This is a genomic window from Gemmatimonadaceae bacterium (assembly GCA_020846935.1).
Classification (GTDB): Bacteria; Gemmatimonadota; Gemmatimonadetes; order Gemmatimonadales; family Gemmatimonadaceae; genus RBC101.
This window is the reverse complement of the sequence record JADLCY010000001.1, coordinates 518,154-536,496: the sequence shown is the minus strand read 5'-3', so window position 1 is coordinate 536,496 and position 18,343 is coordinate 518,154. Positions and strand designations below refer to the sequence as shown.

Sequence of the window (18,343 nt, the reverse complement as noted above, 5' to 3'; positions counted from 1 at the left end):
GATGGCCGGTCAGCAAATTCCGCGAGGTCGCGGCGCGTGTCCGTCGCGTTTCGCCGAGGTCTTCGTGAACACACGTCATCGATCTCTTGTCGTCCTCGTGACCGGGACCATTCTCGCGGCCCACGACGCGTCAGCCCAGGCGCCGGGCCTCCCGGTGCGCGATATCGCGTTCGCGCGTGACGGTCGGCTCGCGGCCTCGATCGAAGGGGACATCTGGGTTCGGCAGTCGAACGGCCGAAGTTGGGTCCAGGTCACACGCGGTGCCGCATGGGACCGCCAGCCGGCGTGGGCGACGGACGGGGCGTATCTCGTGTTCGTGTCCGATCGTGAGGGTCAGGACGACCTCTATCGCGTGGCTCCCGCGCGCGAGGCGGCTGTGCAGCGCGTGACCACGAGCCCCTTGCCGGACCTCGAGCCCGCGGTCGCGCGCGATGGGACCATCTTCTTTGTGCGTGAGCGCGGCAACGACGCGCGGCTCTGGCAGCGGTCGGCCAGTGGCGAGGAGAAGCGCCTGACGAGTGGTACCACACAGGAACGCTCGCCGGTGCTCTCGCCGGCCGGTGACCGCCTGGCGTACATCCAGCATTTTGACGGAGGCCGTCGCGTGCGAGTGCGCGTCGTCGGTGGCTCCGCCGATTCGATCGTGACGGCGGAACGCAGCGCGGACGACATTGCGTGGTCGCCGGGCGGCGACCGTATCGCGCTCACGACGGGGACGCCGCGGCCGGCGCTCTACGTGACGCCCGCCGACGGTCGCTACGTGAACTTTGTTGCGTCGGCGCGCGGTGACGTGGCGTGGTCACCCGATGGGGCCACGATCCTCGTGGCGCAGCGGACGCCTGACGAGGCGGGGTACAACGGTGATCCGGACCGCGTGGGCGACCGACGGGCGTCGGAAGCCCTGCGCGGTGACGATCGCCTGCTGACGATCCCGGCGCCCGTGGCGCCCGCGGGCACGCCGACGGCGGTGGTCGTCGACGTGCGCGGTGATCGCGCGTCGCGCAATCGCGACGCCTTTGCGCGCTTCGCGACGCGCATGGAGCGGACGTACTTTGCCGCACCCGAGGCCGCTAACCGGGCCCGGGCCTGGCGCGCCGTGATCGATCGGCTGGCGCCGCGCGCGGCGGCCGCGGTGAGCGACAGCGCGCTCGAGGAAACCATGCAACAGGCGATCGCCGAGCGTCCCGAGCTGCGCGAACCGGCCACCGGGCGCGCGGCCGTGTCGAGCGCACATCCGGTGGCCACCGCCGCCGGGGTCGAGATCCTCGCCAAGGGAGGCAACGTGGTCGACGCCGCCGTGGCCGTGTCGTTCGCGTTAGGCGTGGTGGAGCCTGACGCCAGCGGCGTCGGTGGCTACGGCGAGATGCTGGTGCAGCTCAAGGGGATGGCGAAGCCGGCGCTGCTCGAGTTCATGGCCCGCGTGCCGGAGGAGGCCGGGCTCTCCAACGCGACCCTCATGACCGACGGCCGGTATCCCTCGGACGGGCCGATGCTGGCGATGGTGCCGGGGACGGTCGCGGCCATGCACACGGCGTGGAAGCGACACGGCAGCGGCAAGGTTCCGTGGGCCGATCTCGTGGCTCCGGCGATCCGCGCGGCGCGTGATGGCTACGTGGTGAGTGACGGGCTCGCCACCACGCTTCGTCTCGAACGCGAGCGCTTCGCGAAGTACGAATCGAGCCGGGCGCTCTTCTTTCGCAACGGCAAGCCGCTCCAGGCCGGCGACACGCTGCGCAACGCGGACCTCGCCTGGACCCTCGATCAGATCGCGAAAGCCGGCGCCGACGGGTTCTATCGCGGCGAGGTGGCCCGCCGGCTGGTGAACGATCTGCGTGGCAAGGGCAACGCCATCAGGCTGACCGACCTCGCGAGGTATTTTGCCGCCGATCGTGAACCCGTGGCCACGACCTACCGCGGGTACACCGTCTACGGGAGCGCGCCGCCGGTGAGCGGTGGCGCCACGCTGGCCGCCCAGCTCAATCATCTCGAGCAGGTCGCCACGCTCCGCCCCTACACGTCGGATGCGGCCACGCTGCACGCGATGATCACGGCGTGGCAGCTCGTGCCGACGTCGCGCAACCGCATCGCCGACCCCTCGCTCTGGCCGACCGACATCTCGCCCTTCACCAGCAAGGACACCGCCCGCACCCGCTGGCGGTGCTTCGATCCGGCCCACGCGCTCGCGCCGTCCGTGTTCAGAGGCGACACCCTCACCTGCGCCGGGCCGGCGGCCACGCCGCAGGGCAACGCGCACGAAGACATCGGGCCCGCCGACCTCGCTGAGGTGTCGACCACCGAACCCTGCAACCTGCAGGATCACGCGCGGGCCGCGGAGTGCCGTGCCCAGGGCACCACCTCCTTCACCGTGGCTGACGCAGATGGCAACGCGGTCGCGGTCACGCAGACGCTCGGCACATGGGGCGGGAACTTCTACGTGACCCCGGGGCTCGGCTTCCTCTACAACGACAAGCTCACATCCTACGGCACAGATCCCAACGCGTACGGAGCACGGCTGCCATACGCGCGCCACGGCTCGACGATTTCGCCGACCATCGTGCTGCGCGGTGATGGCGACCAGAGGCGCGCCGTCCTCACGTTGGGCGCTGCGGGGAACGCGTGGATCAACGCCGCCGTGTACCAGACACTGGTGGGAGTCCTCGACCTTGGGCTGTCACCGCAACGGGCGCTCGAACTCCCGCGCTTTCTCCCTTCGCAGCGCGGGGCGTTCGGTGGCGGCGCAACGCGCGAGTTCATGATCGACATCGAAGACGGGATCGCTCCGGCCGTCACCGCACAACTCCGCGCCATGGGCCACCGCTTCAACGTGATCTCGCTCAAGGGCGAGCTGCGCATGGGCTACGGCGCCGCGATCTCGATCGGGCGTGACGCAGTCACCGCGGGCGCCGATCCCCGGCGATCCGGCGCCGCTGGGGCTGTGCCGTGATGGAGACAAGCGCGACCGAACCAGGTGCGACCTCGCCGAGCGTCTCCGGCGCGCCCGTCCGGCCCGCGCTCACGGCTTCGTATCGATTCACCCGAACGCCTTCCCCGAGAGGCAGCGAGCTGGTCCTTCAGCACTGTGCGCGGTGCCGCCGCCCCTTTGCGAACGACGAGGCGTCGATCATTGTGATGCGGCAGGCCGCCGCCGTGGCGGCCTTTCACGAACGGTGTCGGCCGGATCGCCGTCGCCAGGGATGCAGCGGCTGCTGAGCCGCTCGACGCAAGGGTGACCATGACAGTCAGACCGGCACGGATTCCGAGCACCACGCCACTCGGTGTGGTCCTCGCGCTCATCATCGCCATGGCACCAGCCATTGGCGCGGCCCAGCGCGTGCCCACGAGGACGCTTGGCAAGCCACTCGCCGAGCTCGAGGAGCCGTTCAGTGGCGCCTTCGATGCGCGCGAGCTCAGGGACGGGCGGCTGGTGGTCCTGGACGTGAAGGACAACACGCTGAGTCTCCTCGCATCGGATCTCTCGAGCGTCACACCCATCTCACGCGAGGGGTCCGGACCGACCGAGTTCCGCCGGCTCACGCAGCTCGTCCCGCGAAAGGGCGACAGCACACTCGCGTACGACGTGATGAACGCCCGATTCCTCGTCGTTGATGGTCGAGGCTCAGCGGTTTCGACCATCTCGCTCCGGGAGGCGTCCGGTGGACTACCCGTCGGGCCGATGGCTGTGAAGGGATATGACGCCAGTGGCCGACTGTACTTCCAGGGCATGAAGATGCGCATGGGCCCCAACGGACCGGCGTTGTCCGACACATCGTCGGTGCTGCGCCTGGACCCTGCGAAGAAGGTCGTGGACACGCTCTCGTGGGTGCGCATCGGATCGCCGGGGATGAAGATGTCGGGCGACGTGAGCAAGGGGACGGGGGCGATGCGCCTCACGGTGCCCGCGTTCCCCGTCGTGGACGAGTGGGGCCTGCTTCCTGATGGCCGGATCGTCGTGGTGCGCAGTGACACGTACTCCATGGAGTTCATCACCGGGCCCGGCGCGACGACGACGCGGGTCACCGTGCCGTACGAGCGCGTCAAGGTCACGAACCAGGACCACGCCAGGCTCAGAAAGCAGCGCGAGGACATGCAGAAGGAGATCCGCAAGGTCGTCGCCGGCGCGAGCGCCTCGATGCCACAGGCGCGCGGCAAGATGCCGTCGATGGCCGTTGATGAGCCTACCGAGTGGCCGGCCGTCAAGCCAGCCTTCGGTCAGGCCGCGCTCAAGGTCGCGCCTGACGGAGAGATCTGGATCTCACGTCTCAGGGACGCGGCGTTCGAGGGTCAATCCTGGGACGTGTTCACCCCGGCCGGCGTCCGTCGCATGCAATTCGATCTCCCGGCCAAACACGCGCTCGTGGGTATTGGCACGAAGCACGTGTACGTCACGCGCAGCGACGCCGACGACCTGCAGTACCTGGGCAGGTACGCCAGGCCCTGATTCATCCGCCGCGCTGACCATGCTGCCACCCGGCACCCGGGAGGTCCGGCGCGCCGACCGCGCCAAAGGACGGGCCAGTGCCCCGATCGCCATGGCGGCGAGCGCGCTCGCAGGTATCACGCCCGCCCGCGCCGGGCAGGCGTTCGTCAGCCCATCCTCGCGCCCTTAGAGTCCGGACAGGAAGGCGTCGTTGTTGGGCGTTGCCGCGATGCGCTTGATCATCCATTCCATGGCGGCCTGCGGCGGCATCTGCTGCAGCCCGCGACGCAGCGTGTAGATCGCGTCGAGCTGATCTGTCTTGTAGAGCTTCTCTTCGCGCCGCGTTCCGCTGGCCGCGATGTCGAACGCCGGGAAGATGCGCTTCTCCGACAGCGACCGATCGAGCTTGATCTCGCAGTTGCCCGTGCCTTTGAACTCCTCGAAGATCACGTCGTCCATGCGCGAGCCGGTTTCGACGAGGGCCGTCGCGATGATCGTGAGGCTGCCGCCGCCGTCCTTGGGTGCGACGCAGCGCGCCGAACCAAAGAAGGCCTTGGGCTTGGCCATGGCCGTCGTGTCGAGTCCGCCCGACATCGTGCGGCCGGAGCCACGCTCCGCGGTGTTGTGCGCTCGTGCCATGCGCGTGAGCGAGTCGAGCACGATCACCACGTCCTTGCCCATCTCCACCTGGCGACGCGCGTGTTCGAGTACGATCTCGCAGACCTCGACGTGGCGCTGTGCCGGCTGGTCGAAGCTCGAGGACACGACTTCGCCCACGCCCCAGGAGATCGCTTCGCTCACTTCCTCTGGCCGCTCATCCACGAGCAGGATCAACAGGACGGCCTCGGGGTGATTGAGTGCGATGCCCTCGGTGATCGCGTGCAGCAACATCGTCTTGCCGGCGCGAGCCGGCGCGACGATCAGGGCGCGCTGTCCGAAGCCGATCGGCGACATGAGGTCGATCGCGCGGCGAGTGAGCTCGGGACCGGCCTTGGCCGGGCGCCCCGTCTCCAGCGTGATGCGCCGGTCGGGATACGTGGCGGTGAGTGCGGAGAAGTCCGGGCGGCGGGCAAAGTTCGCGACCTCCACGCCGTTGATCGTCAGCACGTCCACGCACACCACGCGGCCGCGATGGTCGCGCCCGGTGGAGCAGGTGACCGTGTCGCCACGTCGCAACCCGGCCTGCCGCATGAGGTGCGGCGGCACCCAGGCGTCGCCGTTCTCGTTGAGGTAACTGTTGTTGGCTCGGCGGACGAAGCCGCCCTCGCGATTCGTATCGAACCAGCCGGTGGTCTCGCCGTCGGCGACGACAGGAACCTGCGGTGTCTGCTGGTTGTCGCGGCCGCGGCGACCGCGGTGCCGCCGATTGCGCCGACCGTTGCGTTGCTGGTAGTCGCCGTCGTTTCGCGGGAAGTCCTGACGCTGGTGGTGGTTCGGTGGGGAACCGCCCTGCGGTCCCGCGGGCGCGACATTTCCCGGTTGGATCTCGGCGGGCGGCGGCGCTTCCGCTACGACCTCGCCCCCGCCACCGTCGCCTCCGGTCTCACCAATCGCGTCGCTCACGGCCTCCGCGGTGGTGGTGTTCTCCGCCGTCTCGTCGGTCTCGCCGTCGCGATACGGGTTGGGCTCGCTGTTCGGATCGGCGTTCGGCGGGCGCTTGTACGACCGTCGGCTGCGACGGTGCGGACGTCGGCGTTCAGGCATGCAATGGACTTGTGGTGGTGGTCGATCGGGCTGGTCACGACATGGCGCCCAGCGCCGCTGCGTGACGAATCGGACAACGTGTCCAGACGGGTTCACAGCGTCTTCCACGCGCGCGGCGCGGGAACGGCTGTGCAGTATCAGGGAACGAACTGAGCGGGACGAGGGTGCGTTATTCGCACAGGGTACAGGCTTCCGGACGGCGCGGACGCCTCACGCGTAACCGACAACCCTTGCCAGGCGAATCTCCGGGGATTCCAACCGGTACCTGCGACGATCGCACGCGTCAGACCGTGAATCCCGGGAATCCGGGCGACCGTGGTGCGCGCCGCGGATGCCGTGAGTATCGCACAGGCGGCGCGTTCGCGCAATACGTCCGCGCCGCCGGGCCCGCCGGCCGGCCGTCACCGACCGGGGACACCGTCCGCGTTCGCGAGCCCCTCGATCGACTTCGTTTCCTCGATCACGCGACGGCACAGCTCGATGATCCGATGCACCGAGACGGCGTGATCCGGCGCCATCGATTCGAGCTCGAGCAACTGTGCCTCGGCCAGCAGTGCCGCCAGTGGATTGTTCAGCCGATGCTGCAACCTCGTCGCGAGTTGACCGGCGGCGAGTAACATCTGCAGTCGGCGCACCGACTCGAGCAGGCGCCGCCCACCCTCGGTCGCCAGTGTGTGCTCCTGCCACTGCAACAGCGCGTTCAGCTCGGTGGGGAGCGACACGCCAAATGCCGCAGTTGCAATCGTTCGTTGGACACCGAGCGTCGCCAGGCCCGCCGTCGGGAGCATCTCGGGCGTGTCGGCGATCACGAGAATCGCATGGCGATAGCCGCGCGCACGCAGGTCGCGGACGATTGACTCCGACGCCGCCGCCAGCGCACCCACCGCCACGATCACGACCTCCGAACGCGGCGGGTCCCGCAACAGGCCGAGATCCACCGATTCGACCAGGGCAACGGGCAGCAGCGCCTGGACCGACGCACGCAGCACGTCAGCGGCGTCGGCGTCGGTCGACAGGCAGGTGATTCTCGGAACCGCGGCGCTCTCGGGCGCTCCAGTGGGGGCGTGGCTCATGCAGTGCGAGGGCGCAACGGGTTACCTTGCCAGCATGTCAACGGGACAACGGCAACTTGCCGACCAGATTGGCACGCTGGTGCATCAGTATCGCGAAGCGGGCCAGTTCGCTCAACTCCGCACGGCGCTTCAGGCGGTCGCGCGCAGCGCGACACCGGACGCGCTCGTGATCGCCGCCGAGTCATTCCGCGACGATCCCGCGACCGCGGCGCCCATCTACGAAGTGATCGTCGAAACGCAGCCGGCCAATGCGCGTGCACTCGTGGTACTCGCCAACGCGTACTGGCTCCTTGGCACAGGAACCGAAGTCGTCGAGGATCTGGCAAACCGGGCCATCGGTATCGACCCCGCCAATCGCGGTGCGTGGCACCTGTGGGCGCTTTCGGAGTCCGATCCGCGACAGCGCACCACGCGCTGGCGTCAGGTCACTGAACGCTTCAGCGGCGACGATCTCGCGCTTGCCAACCTGGCCGACAACGCGGCCGCCGTGGCCGGCGCGGAACACGACTACGAAATGCTCGACCTCTCCGTCGCGGCCTACGAGCAGTTGCTGGCGCGGGCCGACGAACCCGCCCAGCGTACCGCCGTGGAAACCGCGCTGCAGGCCCTGCGCGGCTGGAAGTTCTGACGCGGTGCGCTCGATCGCGCCCGCCGCGATCGCCGAGGCGATCGGCGTCATCGACCCGGTGTTTCTCGCCACGCCGCAGTTCGAGGTGGAGTCGTTAGGTGGGGCGATGGGATGTTCGCTCACCGTGAAGGTCGAGACGGTGAACCCGATTCGATCATTCAAGGGTCGAGGTGCGGAGTGCTTTGCTGCCACCTTGCCCACCGACGGCCCGGGCCTCGTGTGCGCGTCGGCCGGGAACTTCGGACAGGGTCTCGCGTGGGCGGCCCGCCGCCGCGGGCTGGTGCTCGACGTGTTTGCGTCCACGCGAGCCAACCCGCTCAAGATCGCACGTATGCGCGCACTCGGCGCGACCGTGCACCAGGCCGGCGATGATTTCGATGCCTCCAAGGATGCCGCACGCGCCTGGGCCGAAGCCAACGGCCGCCGCTACGTGGAGGACGGCCGCGAGCCCGCGATCGCGGCCGGCGCCGGCACCATCGCCCTCGAGCTCACCAGGGGCGGAGGCACCTTCGACGCGTGGCTCATCCCGCTCGGCAATGGCGCCATGCTCGGCGGTATGGCGGCGTGGATCCGTGCACACGATCCGCGCGCCGAGGTGATTGGTGTGTGCGCGGCAGGCGCCCCGTCCATGCAACGATCGTGGGCCCGCGGCGCCGCCGTTCCCACCGAACGCGCGGACACCATTGCCGACGGCATCGCAGTGCGCGTGCCGATCCCCGAGGCGGTGGAGAGCCTGATGGGCGTGGTCGACGACGTCGTGCTCGTGGATGACGAGACCACGCTCGCCGCCATGCGCGATCTTCGGCGTGCGCTTGGGCTCCTGGTGGAGCCCGCCGGCGCCGTGGGTGTGGCGGCGCTGGCTGCCGATCGCCCGCGATTCGCCGGGCGCCGCGTCGTGACCGTGCTGTGCGGCAGCAATGTCACCGACGAGCAGGTCCGCTCCTGGGACCTGCACGCCTGAGACGCGTCACGCCGGCTGCTGGAGCGCGCGCCAGGGCAGTCGCACGAATCGGCGTAGCCCCGTGGCCATCACGCTCGGCACGCGGCTCGCTTCTGCCCGATACGTCGCGATGCGCGGCGACGCGTGGGCGATCACGGCCGTCACTTCGTCCGGCGTGAACGGCGCAAACGGCGCAAAGCGGAACGGGTGCGCACGGGCCGCCTCACGCGTCTCGGCGATCCGGGGCCATTCGGCCAGGAGCCGCGGCACCAATCGCAGGAACGCCGACAGCAGCGACTGAGGGGAGACGTCGGGCCCGAACGAATATGCCAGGTAGCGCTCGGCGACGAGTCGCCAGAAGCTCTCCGTCTCCTCGGTGATGTCCACGGCGTCGTACTCGAGGGCGGTGCACATCAGTCCCCACAACACGTCCACCTCGCGTCCGGACCGATTCCGCGTGGGTGATTCGGGCGCGTCGTGCCAATGGCGCAGGTACGCACCGTCCATCACGTAGCCCGTCGGGAATCCCGAGCGCCACAGGCGCAGGTTCAGTTCGGTCCACTCGCCCCAGTACCGACGACGCTGGTTGAAACCACCGACGTCGATGAAGAGTCTCCGGTAGCCGCCCACGAGCATGCCCTGCACGGACTGGAAGCGCACGCCATCGTGGTTCACGTAGGGCGTGCTCTCCCTCGGCTTGAACAGCTCGGGCGTTCCCTCGACGTAGGACGGCACGCCCACGATCCCCAGGGGCTGCGCCTGGAGCCCGCGCTCCATCGTGGCGACGAGGTCACCGTGCACGGTGACGTCGTCGTCGATGAAGCAGATGAGCGGCGTCTTGCAGGCGTTCAGCTGCTGCTGCCGGCCAGCGGCAATCGTCGGTTTGGTGGTGTTGAACGAGACCTCGATCGGCACCCCGCGGCAGGCGCGGCGCAGCCGCTGCTCGATTGTCGACGGGGGTTCCGGCGAGTCCCAGTTGTAGACGATACTCACATCCGCGTGGCGCGTCACCCGCGCGGCGGCGAGTGACTCCACCAGCGCCTGCACGTACGTCTCGCGGCTCGGGATCGTGAGGACGGAAATGGTCCAGCGTCGCTCAGGCATCGGCGGCGCCCTCCAGGGTTGCAGGGTGCATCAGGTCGACGATCTCGCTCCAGGCTTCGATGCCGGAAGTTTCCGGAACGTGGGCGCCCGGCACATCGGCCAGCGCCGCGTCGACGGTTCCGTCGGGACCACGCATCACAAAGCGATGATCCACGGCTTCGAGCAGCGAGCGGTCGTTCTGCGCATCGCCGACGCCGATCACGCACAGCTCGTGCGAGGCGCGCCGACGGATGAGCTGCAGCAGGGTGCGCACGGCGATGCCCTTGCTCGATCCGCCTTGCACGACGTGCCAGCGTCCACCGTGCGAGACCGTCAGGCCGGTGCGGGCGAGCGTAGAGAAGAAGCGCAGGCGCTGCTCCGTCGTCCCGCTGATCCGCAGGAGGATGGAGTGGGCCCGCGCGAGCGCGTGGCTGGTGACCGAGGGCGCCCGGCCGACCGACGTGGGCGGCAGGTCTGCCGTCGTGATGCCACGCTGCACGTCAATGGTCACACCACAGGTCGAGGCCGCTCCGCGCACGATCGCCGAGAGTTGCGTGCTGGGGGTTCCGATGGGCACGAGCCGGAGCAATCGTTCTCCAACGGTCACCACGGTGCCAAGGGGCTGGTCCAGCCACTCGTGCGTCAGCACCAACATCGCGCCGTTCTCCGCAATGAACGGCCCGGCGATGCCCAGGGCCTGCTGCACATCGAGCAGCTCCTCCACGGTCCGGCTCGACGTCAGCACGAACATGGCATCGCCCAACGATTGCCGGACGGACGGCCAGCAGGCGGGATAGTGCCCAGCACGATCCAGAAGGGTACCGTCCACATCGGAGAACACGACGCGCTGACAGGCGCTCGGAAACAGGGACTCGGTCATCATCTCGGGAGCGGGAGGTCGGTCGGACGAACGGAAGATCGGCGTGGGGTATCAGGCAGGAATCAGGCGATCATCAGGCGGTGCAAATGATTTCTGTATCGGTATTTGGCGGATTCTCGACAGACGCGGCCGGTTCACCGGCTGGTGCCGCTCTGCCGCGCCGGCTGGCCGCGATCCTGGCCGTGCTCGCCGTGCAAGGCCAGCGCGGCATCGCGCGGGAGCGTCTGCTCCACTTGCTCTGGTCCGATGCCGATCCCGAGCGTAGCCGACATGCGCTCACCCAGTCGCTCTACGCGATACGGCGACTTCTTGCGTTCGACGACGCCATTGTCGGGACCGCTCATCTCGCTCTGAATCCCGAGCGGTTCGCGACGGATGTGTCCGCGGTCGAACAGGCAGTTGCTGCCGGCGACGCCGACACGGCGTTGGCCCGCTATCGGGGTCCCCTGCTCGATGGCTTCATGGTGCCCGGCGCGCCGGAGCTGGAGCGCTGGATCGAGGAGCAGCGTTCGCTCTGGTCGCAGCGCATGGCGGCCTTCCTTGATGCGCAGGCACGCGCGCGCCATGGCGCCGAGGATCATGTTGGCGCCGTCCACGTCCTGCGGCGGCGTGCGGCGCTCGACCCGCTCGATGCCACGGCGGCGATTGCACTGATGCGCGCGCTCGCGCTTGCGGGCGACGCCCCGGCCGGCGTGCAGCACGCACGCGTTTATGGAGAGTTGGTCAGGCAGGAGCTCGATCTCGATCCGGATCCGCGGGTGGAACTGGTCGCGCACGAGCTGCTCGCCGAATCCCGCCGTCGGCCCGTGGTGATCAGCGATGCGGGCTCGGCGGAGGAGGCGAGTGCCAGTGCGGTGTTCCGCCTCCGCGCCGGCGCAGCGCGTGCGTTCGGACAGGCGGTCGCGTGGACGCGCGGAGTGGTGCCGTGGTGGCGTCGTCGCTCACGCCGCTGGCGACTGCTCGTGAGGCAGGGCGCGCTGACGTCGGCGGCGGTGGTGGTGGCGCTCCTCGCCATCGCCCAGCTGGGCCGTGCGCGTCGGGAGGCGGCGCCGCTCCCGGCGGCAACGGCCATCCTGCCGTTCCGCGCGACGAGTCTGTCCGGGGACCTGTCGTTCCTCCCTGGAGGTATGGTCGACCTGCTGAGCGTGGCGCTGGCGGCGCGCGACACGGTCGCGCTCGTGGACCCCGAGACGGTGCACGCGTGGTGGGACGCCGCGTTCGGTGGTCGTCAGGCCCCGGCGGCCGACACGGTGCTGGAACGCGCCGAGTCGTTAGGCGCGCGCCAGGTGGTCACGGGCACGCTGGTCGGGAACGCGCGGCAGGTGGTGATTCGCGCCGCGCTCATCGAGGTTCCCACTCGGCGACCGATCGCGGCGGTCACGGCGAGTGGTGCGCTCGACTCGCTGCCCCGTCTCGTGGATCGTCTCGCCACGCTCCTCGTGGCCACGGCCGCGGGCGCAGGCGAAGCCGTGCAGGATGCGCCCGATGTCGACCCGCGGGCGCTGCGTGCGTTCCTGCAGGGGCGTTCCGCCTACCTGCGCGCCGACTTCCGGCAGGCGCAGGCCGCGTACGCACGCGCGCTCGCCCTGGACTCCGCGCTCACGGCATCGGCCGTCGGGCTCGCGCTCGCATCGGACTGGCTCGAGGACCTTCCGCAGCGCGCGCGGGGGCTCGAGGTGGCCGAGCGCTGGCGGGACCGGCTTCCCGTGATCGAGCAGCAGCAGCTCGTGGCGTTGCAGGGTCAGCATTCGCCGCGGCCTTCGACGAGCGAGGAGCACTTTGCGGCGTGGGAGCGCGTCGCGCGCACCGGAGATCGCCCCGAACTCTGGGCGGACCTCGGCCGGCGCCTGCTGGTCGACGGGCGGCTCGCGGGCCTTCGCGATGCCGAGGCCGGCGCCGCCGAGGCGTTCACGCGGGCCCTCGCGCTCGACTCGACGCACGTCGCTGCACGGATCGCGCTGGCAGGCCTGGTGCAGGGTCGAGCCGGCGCGGTGCGCGTGGTCGACGAACAGGCGGGGGGTGAGTTCGCGCCGTGGTTGCGGTGGCGGCGCGCGGTTCGGGCGCGCGATGGTGAGGCCCTTCGGGCGGCGCGCGCGGGCTTTGGAGAGGCTTCGGACGACGCCCTGCGACGCATCGCGATGTCGGCGCTGGCCGAGGGCGAATACCTCGACGACGGAGTCGAGGCGCTGCGCACGCGCGGCCTGCGGACGCAGAACACCGGCGCGCGGATCGACGTCGTGCTCGCCGAACATGCCTACGCATTGAATGCCGGCAGTCCGTCGCGGGCGCTGCTTGCCACACGACGGCTTGCGGACCTGGAGAGCAGCGGCGCACACCTGCGGCTCCGCATACTGGACGCGCTGTATGGGAGCGGGGACAGCTCGGCGGCGGTGGACGCCGTCGAACGGCTAACGGCACGCGTTGGCCCACGCGGCGAATCCACCGTTGCGCGCTCGAGCGCGATGGCCGACCTGTGCGTGCTCGAGCAGTGGCGGGTGTGGCACGGTGACTACTCGACCGTTGCGGCGACGGTGCGCGTGTTGTCCGCGGACGGGGTCGCCCCACCCGACGAGGCGGTGGCTCCGGGCGGCGTGGCCTGCGGTCTGGTCCTCGATGCCCTGGCCACCGCGTTGCAGGGGCGGGCGGGCGCGTCGGACGTGTTGGCACGCGCCGAACAGCTCGTGTTGTCGGGACCGACGGCGGGTGACCTGCGGCAATACGGAACGCTGGCGCTGGCGCTGGTGCGCGAGCAGCGTGGTGAGCTGACGCGAGCGCATGCGCTCGTGCGGCGCCGTTCGGTTGCGCGCGGTTGGCCGCGCTACCTCAGTACGTACCTTCGTACAGAAGCGCGCATCGCCGAGCGGCTGGAAGATTCAGCTGGTGCGGCGAATGCGCTGCGCCAGTACCTCGCGCTGCGCGTCGCGCCGGACTCTGCAGGCATGGTGGATCGCGCCGAGGTGCTGTCGACGCTGCAGCGCATCGAGGGTCGAGGGCCCGGTTAACCCGAGAGCACGCCGCGCCAGTCGCGCTGGTTCCCGGGGTATCCCGGGAACACCCGGTCGAGCGCCGTGGCGCCGAGGTGCCGGCCAAGCACTTCGGAGAAGACGGCGCGGAAGTCGGTGGTGAGGGCGAGGTCGCGTCCTTCGTAGAGTTGTTCGCGAGCGAGTCCCGGCCACGTGCCATGCACCCGGCCACCGTTGATCCTGGCCCCAATGACGAACATCGCGCCGGCGTGGCCATGGTCGGTGCCACCGCTGCCGTTCTGCGACGCCATGCGCCCGAACTCCGACATCGTCAGGATGACGACGTCATCCATGCGTGGGCCGAGGTCGGTGACGAATGCGGCGATCGACGTGGCAAAGTCTCGCAGTCGCGTCGCGAGCTGGCCGGTCCCCGCCCCCTGGTTGACGTGCGTGTCCCATCCGCCGACGTCGGCGAATGCGACCTCGAGACCGACGCCAGCCTTGATGAGCTGGGCGATCTCCAGCAGGCGCTGGCCGAACGGCGATCGCGGATACTCCGCGCCGTTGCCCGGTTGGTAGCGCTGCGGGTCCGCGCTGCGCAGGAGTTTCACGGCCTCGAACATCTCGGTGCCCGAGGCGTGCACGAGGTCGGCCGTGCCGGTGCGATAGAGGGCCTCGAGACGATCGGCGGATGTCGAGCTGGCGCGCACGGTGAAGTCGCCTAACGAGGCCATGGCCACCGCCGGCGCCCCGCCGTCGAGGATGCGCGGGGTCTGTGCGGTCATCGACACGGCGCGGAACGGCGTCGGCTCGGGGGTGCAGGCTTCACACGTGCCGCTCACCGCGAGGTAGCGGTTGAGCCAGCCGTCCCGCGTAGCCTTGAGGTCAGGCGTGCCGCTCTCCATGTAGTCCTGCGCGTCGAAGTGCGAGCGCGTCGCGCTCGGACTGCCGACCGCGTGGATGGGCGCGAGCATCCCGTCCTGGTAGAGGGGTCGGAACGGCGCGAGTGCCGGGTGCAGGCCAAAGAACCCATCGAGGTCGATGGCGGAGGCCGCGTCGCCGGCGCGCGGACGCGGAATGGCGATGGCCGGTCGAAGCGTGTAGTACGAGGACTCGCCGTGCGGGACGACCATGCTGAGCGCATCCGCCGCCCCGCGCTGGAACAGGCACACGAGCACCTTGCCCCTGGTGGTGCGGGGGAGCTCGAGGGCAAAGGCGCTGCGACGGAGGAACGACGGGCTCAGCCCCATGGTGACGAGGGCGAGGGCTCCGGATTTCACAAAGACTCGGCGCTGCATATGACGGTCGGGGTCGAAGTCGGGAGTGCCTAACGGCGCTGGAACTCGGGCGCACCGAGCGCGAGGCCGATGAGCTGGTCGAGCCCGGAGAGGGCGCGGGGCGGACCCAGCGGATTTCCACGCAATGGATTGGTACGACCGGAGACATCCGGGTTGCGGGGTTCGCGATCGTTCATGTTACCTTGACCATCGGGGGGGGGCCCCAGCGCCCCTGCTCGGCGGCGCCTCGCGACTCCGCGCTCGCTCATCGCGATTTCCCCATCCACATCCACCGCGAATGAATCGCGAACGGATGCGCCAAGCATCGGGTTCGCCCCGTTCACCAGGATCGCGCGCGTCTCCGTCGACGTCTGCCCGCCAAGGAACGCGGCGATCACCGCGTCCACCTGTGCCGCACGGTCCGCCTCGCGCAACGCGGCATACGGCGGCCACGCGTCGAGCCGCGCGCCCGGAACACGATTGGCCGCCACGGCCATACCGAAGTTGATGCGGTTGAGGATCGCCCCCGTGTTCATCCACTCCTCACCCGTCTCCGGCCAACCGTCCGGCGCCTGGTGTCCGTAGATGGGCTGACCCAGCCGCGCGACGAGTGCTGCGCTGAATGCCGTCGTGTCCGCTGTGCCGCCAAGGGCGCGCGCGGCGCTCACGACCACCTCGAACGGTGACTTCACCTTGGCCCGCCAGGCGGCCTTCGAGAAGAACTCGGGCGAGGTCACGATGGCGCGGACCACCTCGCGAATGTCGCCGTCCGTGTGGAGAAACACCTCGGTGGCGCGATCGATCAGATCGTCCGGCGGATCGTCGGACACCAGGCGCACGGCAAGCTTTGTCGCAATATGCCGCGCGGTCGACGGATGGCGGGCGAGCAGGTCCAGCACCGCATCGCCCTCGTCTTCGCCGCGACCGGCGCGGAACACGCGCCCGAGGATGCGCTTCTCCCCGGCATCGTGCGCCGCGGGGTTGAACTGAAAGCCGCCGTCGTCGCGCGCGCCCAGGCGCACCGTCCAGCCGGTGAGCACGCGGGCGACGTTGATCACATCGTCCTGGGTGTAGCCGCCGTCCACGCCCAGCGTGTGCAGTTCGAGCAGTTCGCGCGCGTAGTTCTCGTTGAGGCCACGTGGCCGTCGCTGCACCAGCTGTTCGAGCCGCGCTGAATCGGCGCGTGCGTTGGGCCGGCGGTTGAGCGCCGCACGCGCACGGCGGAGGCGACGTTCACCGACTTCGCGGTCCACCAGCGTGGGCCGCGTACTGTCCGCCACCGAGATGGCATTGTCGAGGTAGACCAGCATCGCCGGGCTCCTTGCCACGGCGCCAAGCAGGTCGCGGAACTTCCCGAGCACGTGCGGCCGAATCGTTTCCCGCTCGTACGTGGGGAGGTAGTAGCGCATCCGGGCGTTCTTCCCGACAAAGACACTGAAATGGTTGAGCCAGAAGTCGGTCATCACTTCCGCCAGTTGTCGCTCCGACACCACGGCTCGCGCCACGCGGGCCGAGGTGAGCTCGGCGACGAATCGGCGACCTTCCTGTGCCTGACGTCGCAGGGCCTGGCTGTCGGCCGCCGTCATGCGACCCTCGGCGGCCCGGCGCAGCGCGGCAGCCGGCGGAAACTCCGCGCGTAGCTCACCCGCATCCTTTGCCAGGTGTGGATATGCCGATAGCACAGCATCCACGCTCCTGTCGCGAATGCGCTCGGGCGCGAGTTGCTGTTCAATCCACCGATCCACGCCCAGGCGAAGCACCGCGTCCACATCGCCCGGGCGCGGCCCGAAAGCCAGCCTGTTGAGGACGTGAAGGGCCTGGTCACGTGGTGCCAATTCTCGCTCCGCGGTCGCGCCCGGGACTGCTGTCGGTCGCCAGGCACGCTCGGCGCGCGCGTCGGTCCCGGCGCTCACAAGCGCGCCCGTGGCGCCAACGCCCAGGAGCAGGGGAAACGAGAGCAACAACACATGGCGTGACGTCATGGGGCACCGGAGGCTGAACGCGGTGGATTGGACGTGGCTCAGGCGCGGCCCGTTAACGCCCGCCCCCATTCAAGCCTGACCCCAGGGCAACCGAAACTGTGTACGGTCACCCTTCACTCGCTCGTCCCCGCGGTCGTCATGCGCGTCCAGTCCGTCCCAGCACTGCAGGAGTTCCACGAGGCCTTCTTTGAGGAGGCGACGGAACATGTCGCCGCAGTGGAGGCCGGCCTCAGGCACGTCGAAGCAGGCGCGACCGATGCGGAAACGCTCAACGCCGTCTTCAGGGCCGTTCATTCGGTGAAAGGTCTCGCCGCCACGCTGGGGTTTGGTGAAATCGCGACGTTCACGCACGAGTTCGAGAGCGTGCTCGATCGGGTGCGAAGCGGTGCGGTACAACCGACGTCCGAAGTGACGCAAATGCTCCACCGCGCCAACGGCACGCTCCGCGACCTGCTCTCGGCGAGCCGAACCGAAGGGGCGACGCCGCAGGAGTCTGCGACGATCCGCGTATCGACCGAGAAGCTCGACGAGATCGTCGCGCTCGTCGGCGACGTGACGATCACGCAGGCGCTGGTCAGTCGGCTGGTTGGTGGCGGTGACAGCGCGCGCTCGTCGGAGCTTCGCGATGCACTGACTTCGCTCGATCGATGCACGCGCGAGCTTCAGGACCGCGTGAGGTCGGTGCGCCTGCTGCCGGTGGCCGCGGTGTTCCATCGCTTTCCGCGCCTGGTGCGCGACGCGGCCACAAAGCTCGGAAAGCAGGTGCGCCTCGAACTGATCGGCGAAGAGACGGAACTCGACGCGGGAACGATCGAACGCATTGGCGACCCGCTCACGCACCTGGTGCGAAACGCCGTGGACCATGGTCTCGAGACGCCGGCCGAGCGGCTCTCCGCCGGCAAGGACGCCACCGGCACCGTGACACTCCGGGTGTTCCACGAAGGCGACGGCGTCGTCATCCAGATCGACGACGACGGCCGCGGCCTCAACACGGCGCGCATTCGCGAGCGGGCGATCGAGCGGAACCTGATCGGCGGGAACGACGCGCTCGATGACGACGCGATTCACCAGATCATTTTTGCTCCGGGGTTCTCGACCGTGACCGAAGTGAGCGACCTGAGCGGACGCGGCGTCGGCATGGATGTGGTCAAACGGTCCATCGAAGCCCTCAATGGCACCGTGTCCCTCGCATCCGCGCCGGGCCGGGGAAGCCGGGTGCGGCTGCGGCTGCCTTTGACCCAGCGAACCGCCCTGGTCACCGAGCTGTGACGTATCACGCCCGTCGAACGGGTTGCCGGGGCACGTAGGCCAGGAGCACGCCGTGCCGCGCCGGTACCTGTGAGCGATCGCTAACGTGGTCGACCCTGCCTGCCGATACTCCGAAATGCCGAGCGCT

At 69.4% G+C, this 18,343-nt stretch carries 11 protein-coding genes; 5 read left to right on the top strand and 6 right to left on the bottom strand.

All coding sequences use genetic code 11. The features are described from left to right. Positions 1–64: 64 nt before the first annotated feature. Positions 65–2,944, top strand: a complete 2,880-nt coding sequence (locus tag IT361_02250; protein MCC6316485.1) for a gamma-glutamyltransferase — start codon at positions 65–67, stop codon at positions 2,942–2,944. Positions 2,945–3,232: 288 nt separating this feature from the next. After that, positions 3,233–4,438 carry a hypothetical protein gene (locus IT361_02245; GenBank protein ID MCC6316484.1) on the top strand — a complete coding sequence of 402 codons (1,206 nt, stop codon included), beginning with the start codon at positions 3,233–3,235 and terminating at the stop codon, positions 4,436–4,438. A 165-nt stretch (positions 4,439–4,603) separates the two neighbouring features. On the opposite strand, the gene rho is transcribed toward IT361_02245, so the two are convergent. Both rho and IT361_02235 read right to left on the bottom strand, forming a co-directional pair. After that, a complete protein-coding gene (rho, locus tag IT361_02240) occupies positions 4,604–6,121 on the bottom strand; it encodes a transcription termination factor Rho (protein MCC6316483.1) in 1,518 nt (505 codons plus the stop codon). 401 nt (positions 6,122–6,522) lie between these two features. Continuing rightward, on the bottom strand, positions 6,523–7,194 hold the full coding sequence (locus IT361_02235) for a hypothetical protein (protein ID MCC6316482.1): 672 nt from the start codon (positions 7,192–7,194) through the stop codon (positions 6,523–6,525). A gap of 248 nt (positions 7,195–7,442) precedes the next feature. Between IT361_02235 and IT361_02230 the strand changes: the two genes are divergently transcribed. After that, on the top strand, positions 7,443–8,783 hold the full coding sequence (locus tag IT361_02230; protein MCC6316481.1) for a pyridoxal-phosphate dependent enzyme: 1,341 nt from the start codon (positions 7,443–7,445) through the stop codon (positions 8,781–8,783). A gap of 6 nt (positions 8,784–8,789) precedes the next feature. Here IT361_02230 and IT361_02225 read toward each other — a convergent pair whose 3' ends face one another. Together IT361_02225 and IT361_02220 are read right to left on the bottom strand one after the other, a co-directional pair. After that, positions 8,790–9,866: a glycosyltransferase gene (locus IT361_02225; GenBank protein MCC6316480.1), complete on the bottom strand. Its 1,077-nt coding sequence runs from the start codon at positions 9,864–9,866 to the stop codon at positions 8,790–8,792. Then, on the bottom strand, positions 9,859–10,728 hold the full coding sequence (locus IT361_02220) for an HAD-IIB family hydrolase (GenBank protein MCC6316479.1): 870 nt from the start codon (positions 10,726–10,728) through the stop codon (positions 9,859–9,861). Before IT361_02220 ends, IT361_02225 begins: the two co-directional genes overlap by 8 nt. 83 nt (positions 10,729–10,811) lie before the next feature. Between IT361_02220 and IT361_02215 the strand changes: the two genes are divergently transcribed. Next, positions 10,812–13,727, top strand: coding sequence for a hypothetical protein (locus IT361_02215; protein MCC6316478.1), 2,916 nt, complete (start codon positions 10,812–10,814; stop codon positions 13,725–13,727). Here the strand turns inward: IT361_02215 and IT361_02210 are convergent. Next, on the bottom strand, positions 13,724–14,986 hold the full coding sequence (locus IT361_02210; GenBank protein MCC6316477.1) for a DUF1501 domain-containing protein: 1,263 nt from the start codon (positions 14,984–14,986) through the stop codon (positions 13,724–13,726). The two genes, IT361_02215 and IT361_02210, sit on opposite strands and share 4 nt — an antisense overlap. Before the next feature lie 29 nt (positions 14,987–15,015). Beyond that, entirely contained in the window at positions 15,016–16,947 is a 1,932-nt protein-coding gene (locus tag IT361_02205) for a DUF1800 domain-containing protein (protein MCC6316476.1), read from the bottom strand. A gap of 138 nt (positions 16,948–17,085) precedes the next feature. On the opposite strand from IT361_02205, the gene IT361_02200 reads away from it, so the two are divergent. Further along, positions 17,086–18,216, top strand: coding sequence for an Hpt domain-containing protein (locus IT361_02200; GenBank protein ID MCC6316475.1), 1,131 nt, complete (start codon positions 17,086–17,088; stop codon positions 18,214–18,216). The last annotated feature ends 127 nt before the right edge of the window (positions 18,217–18,343 follow it).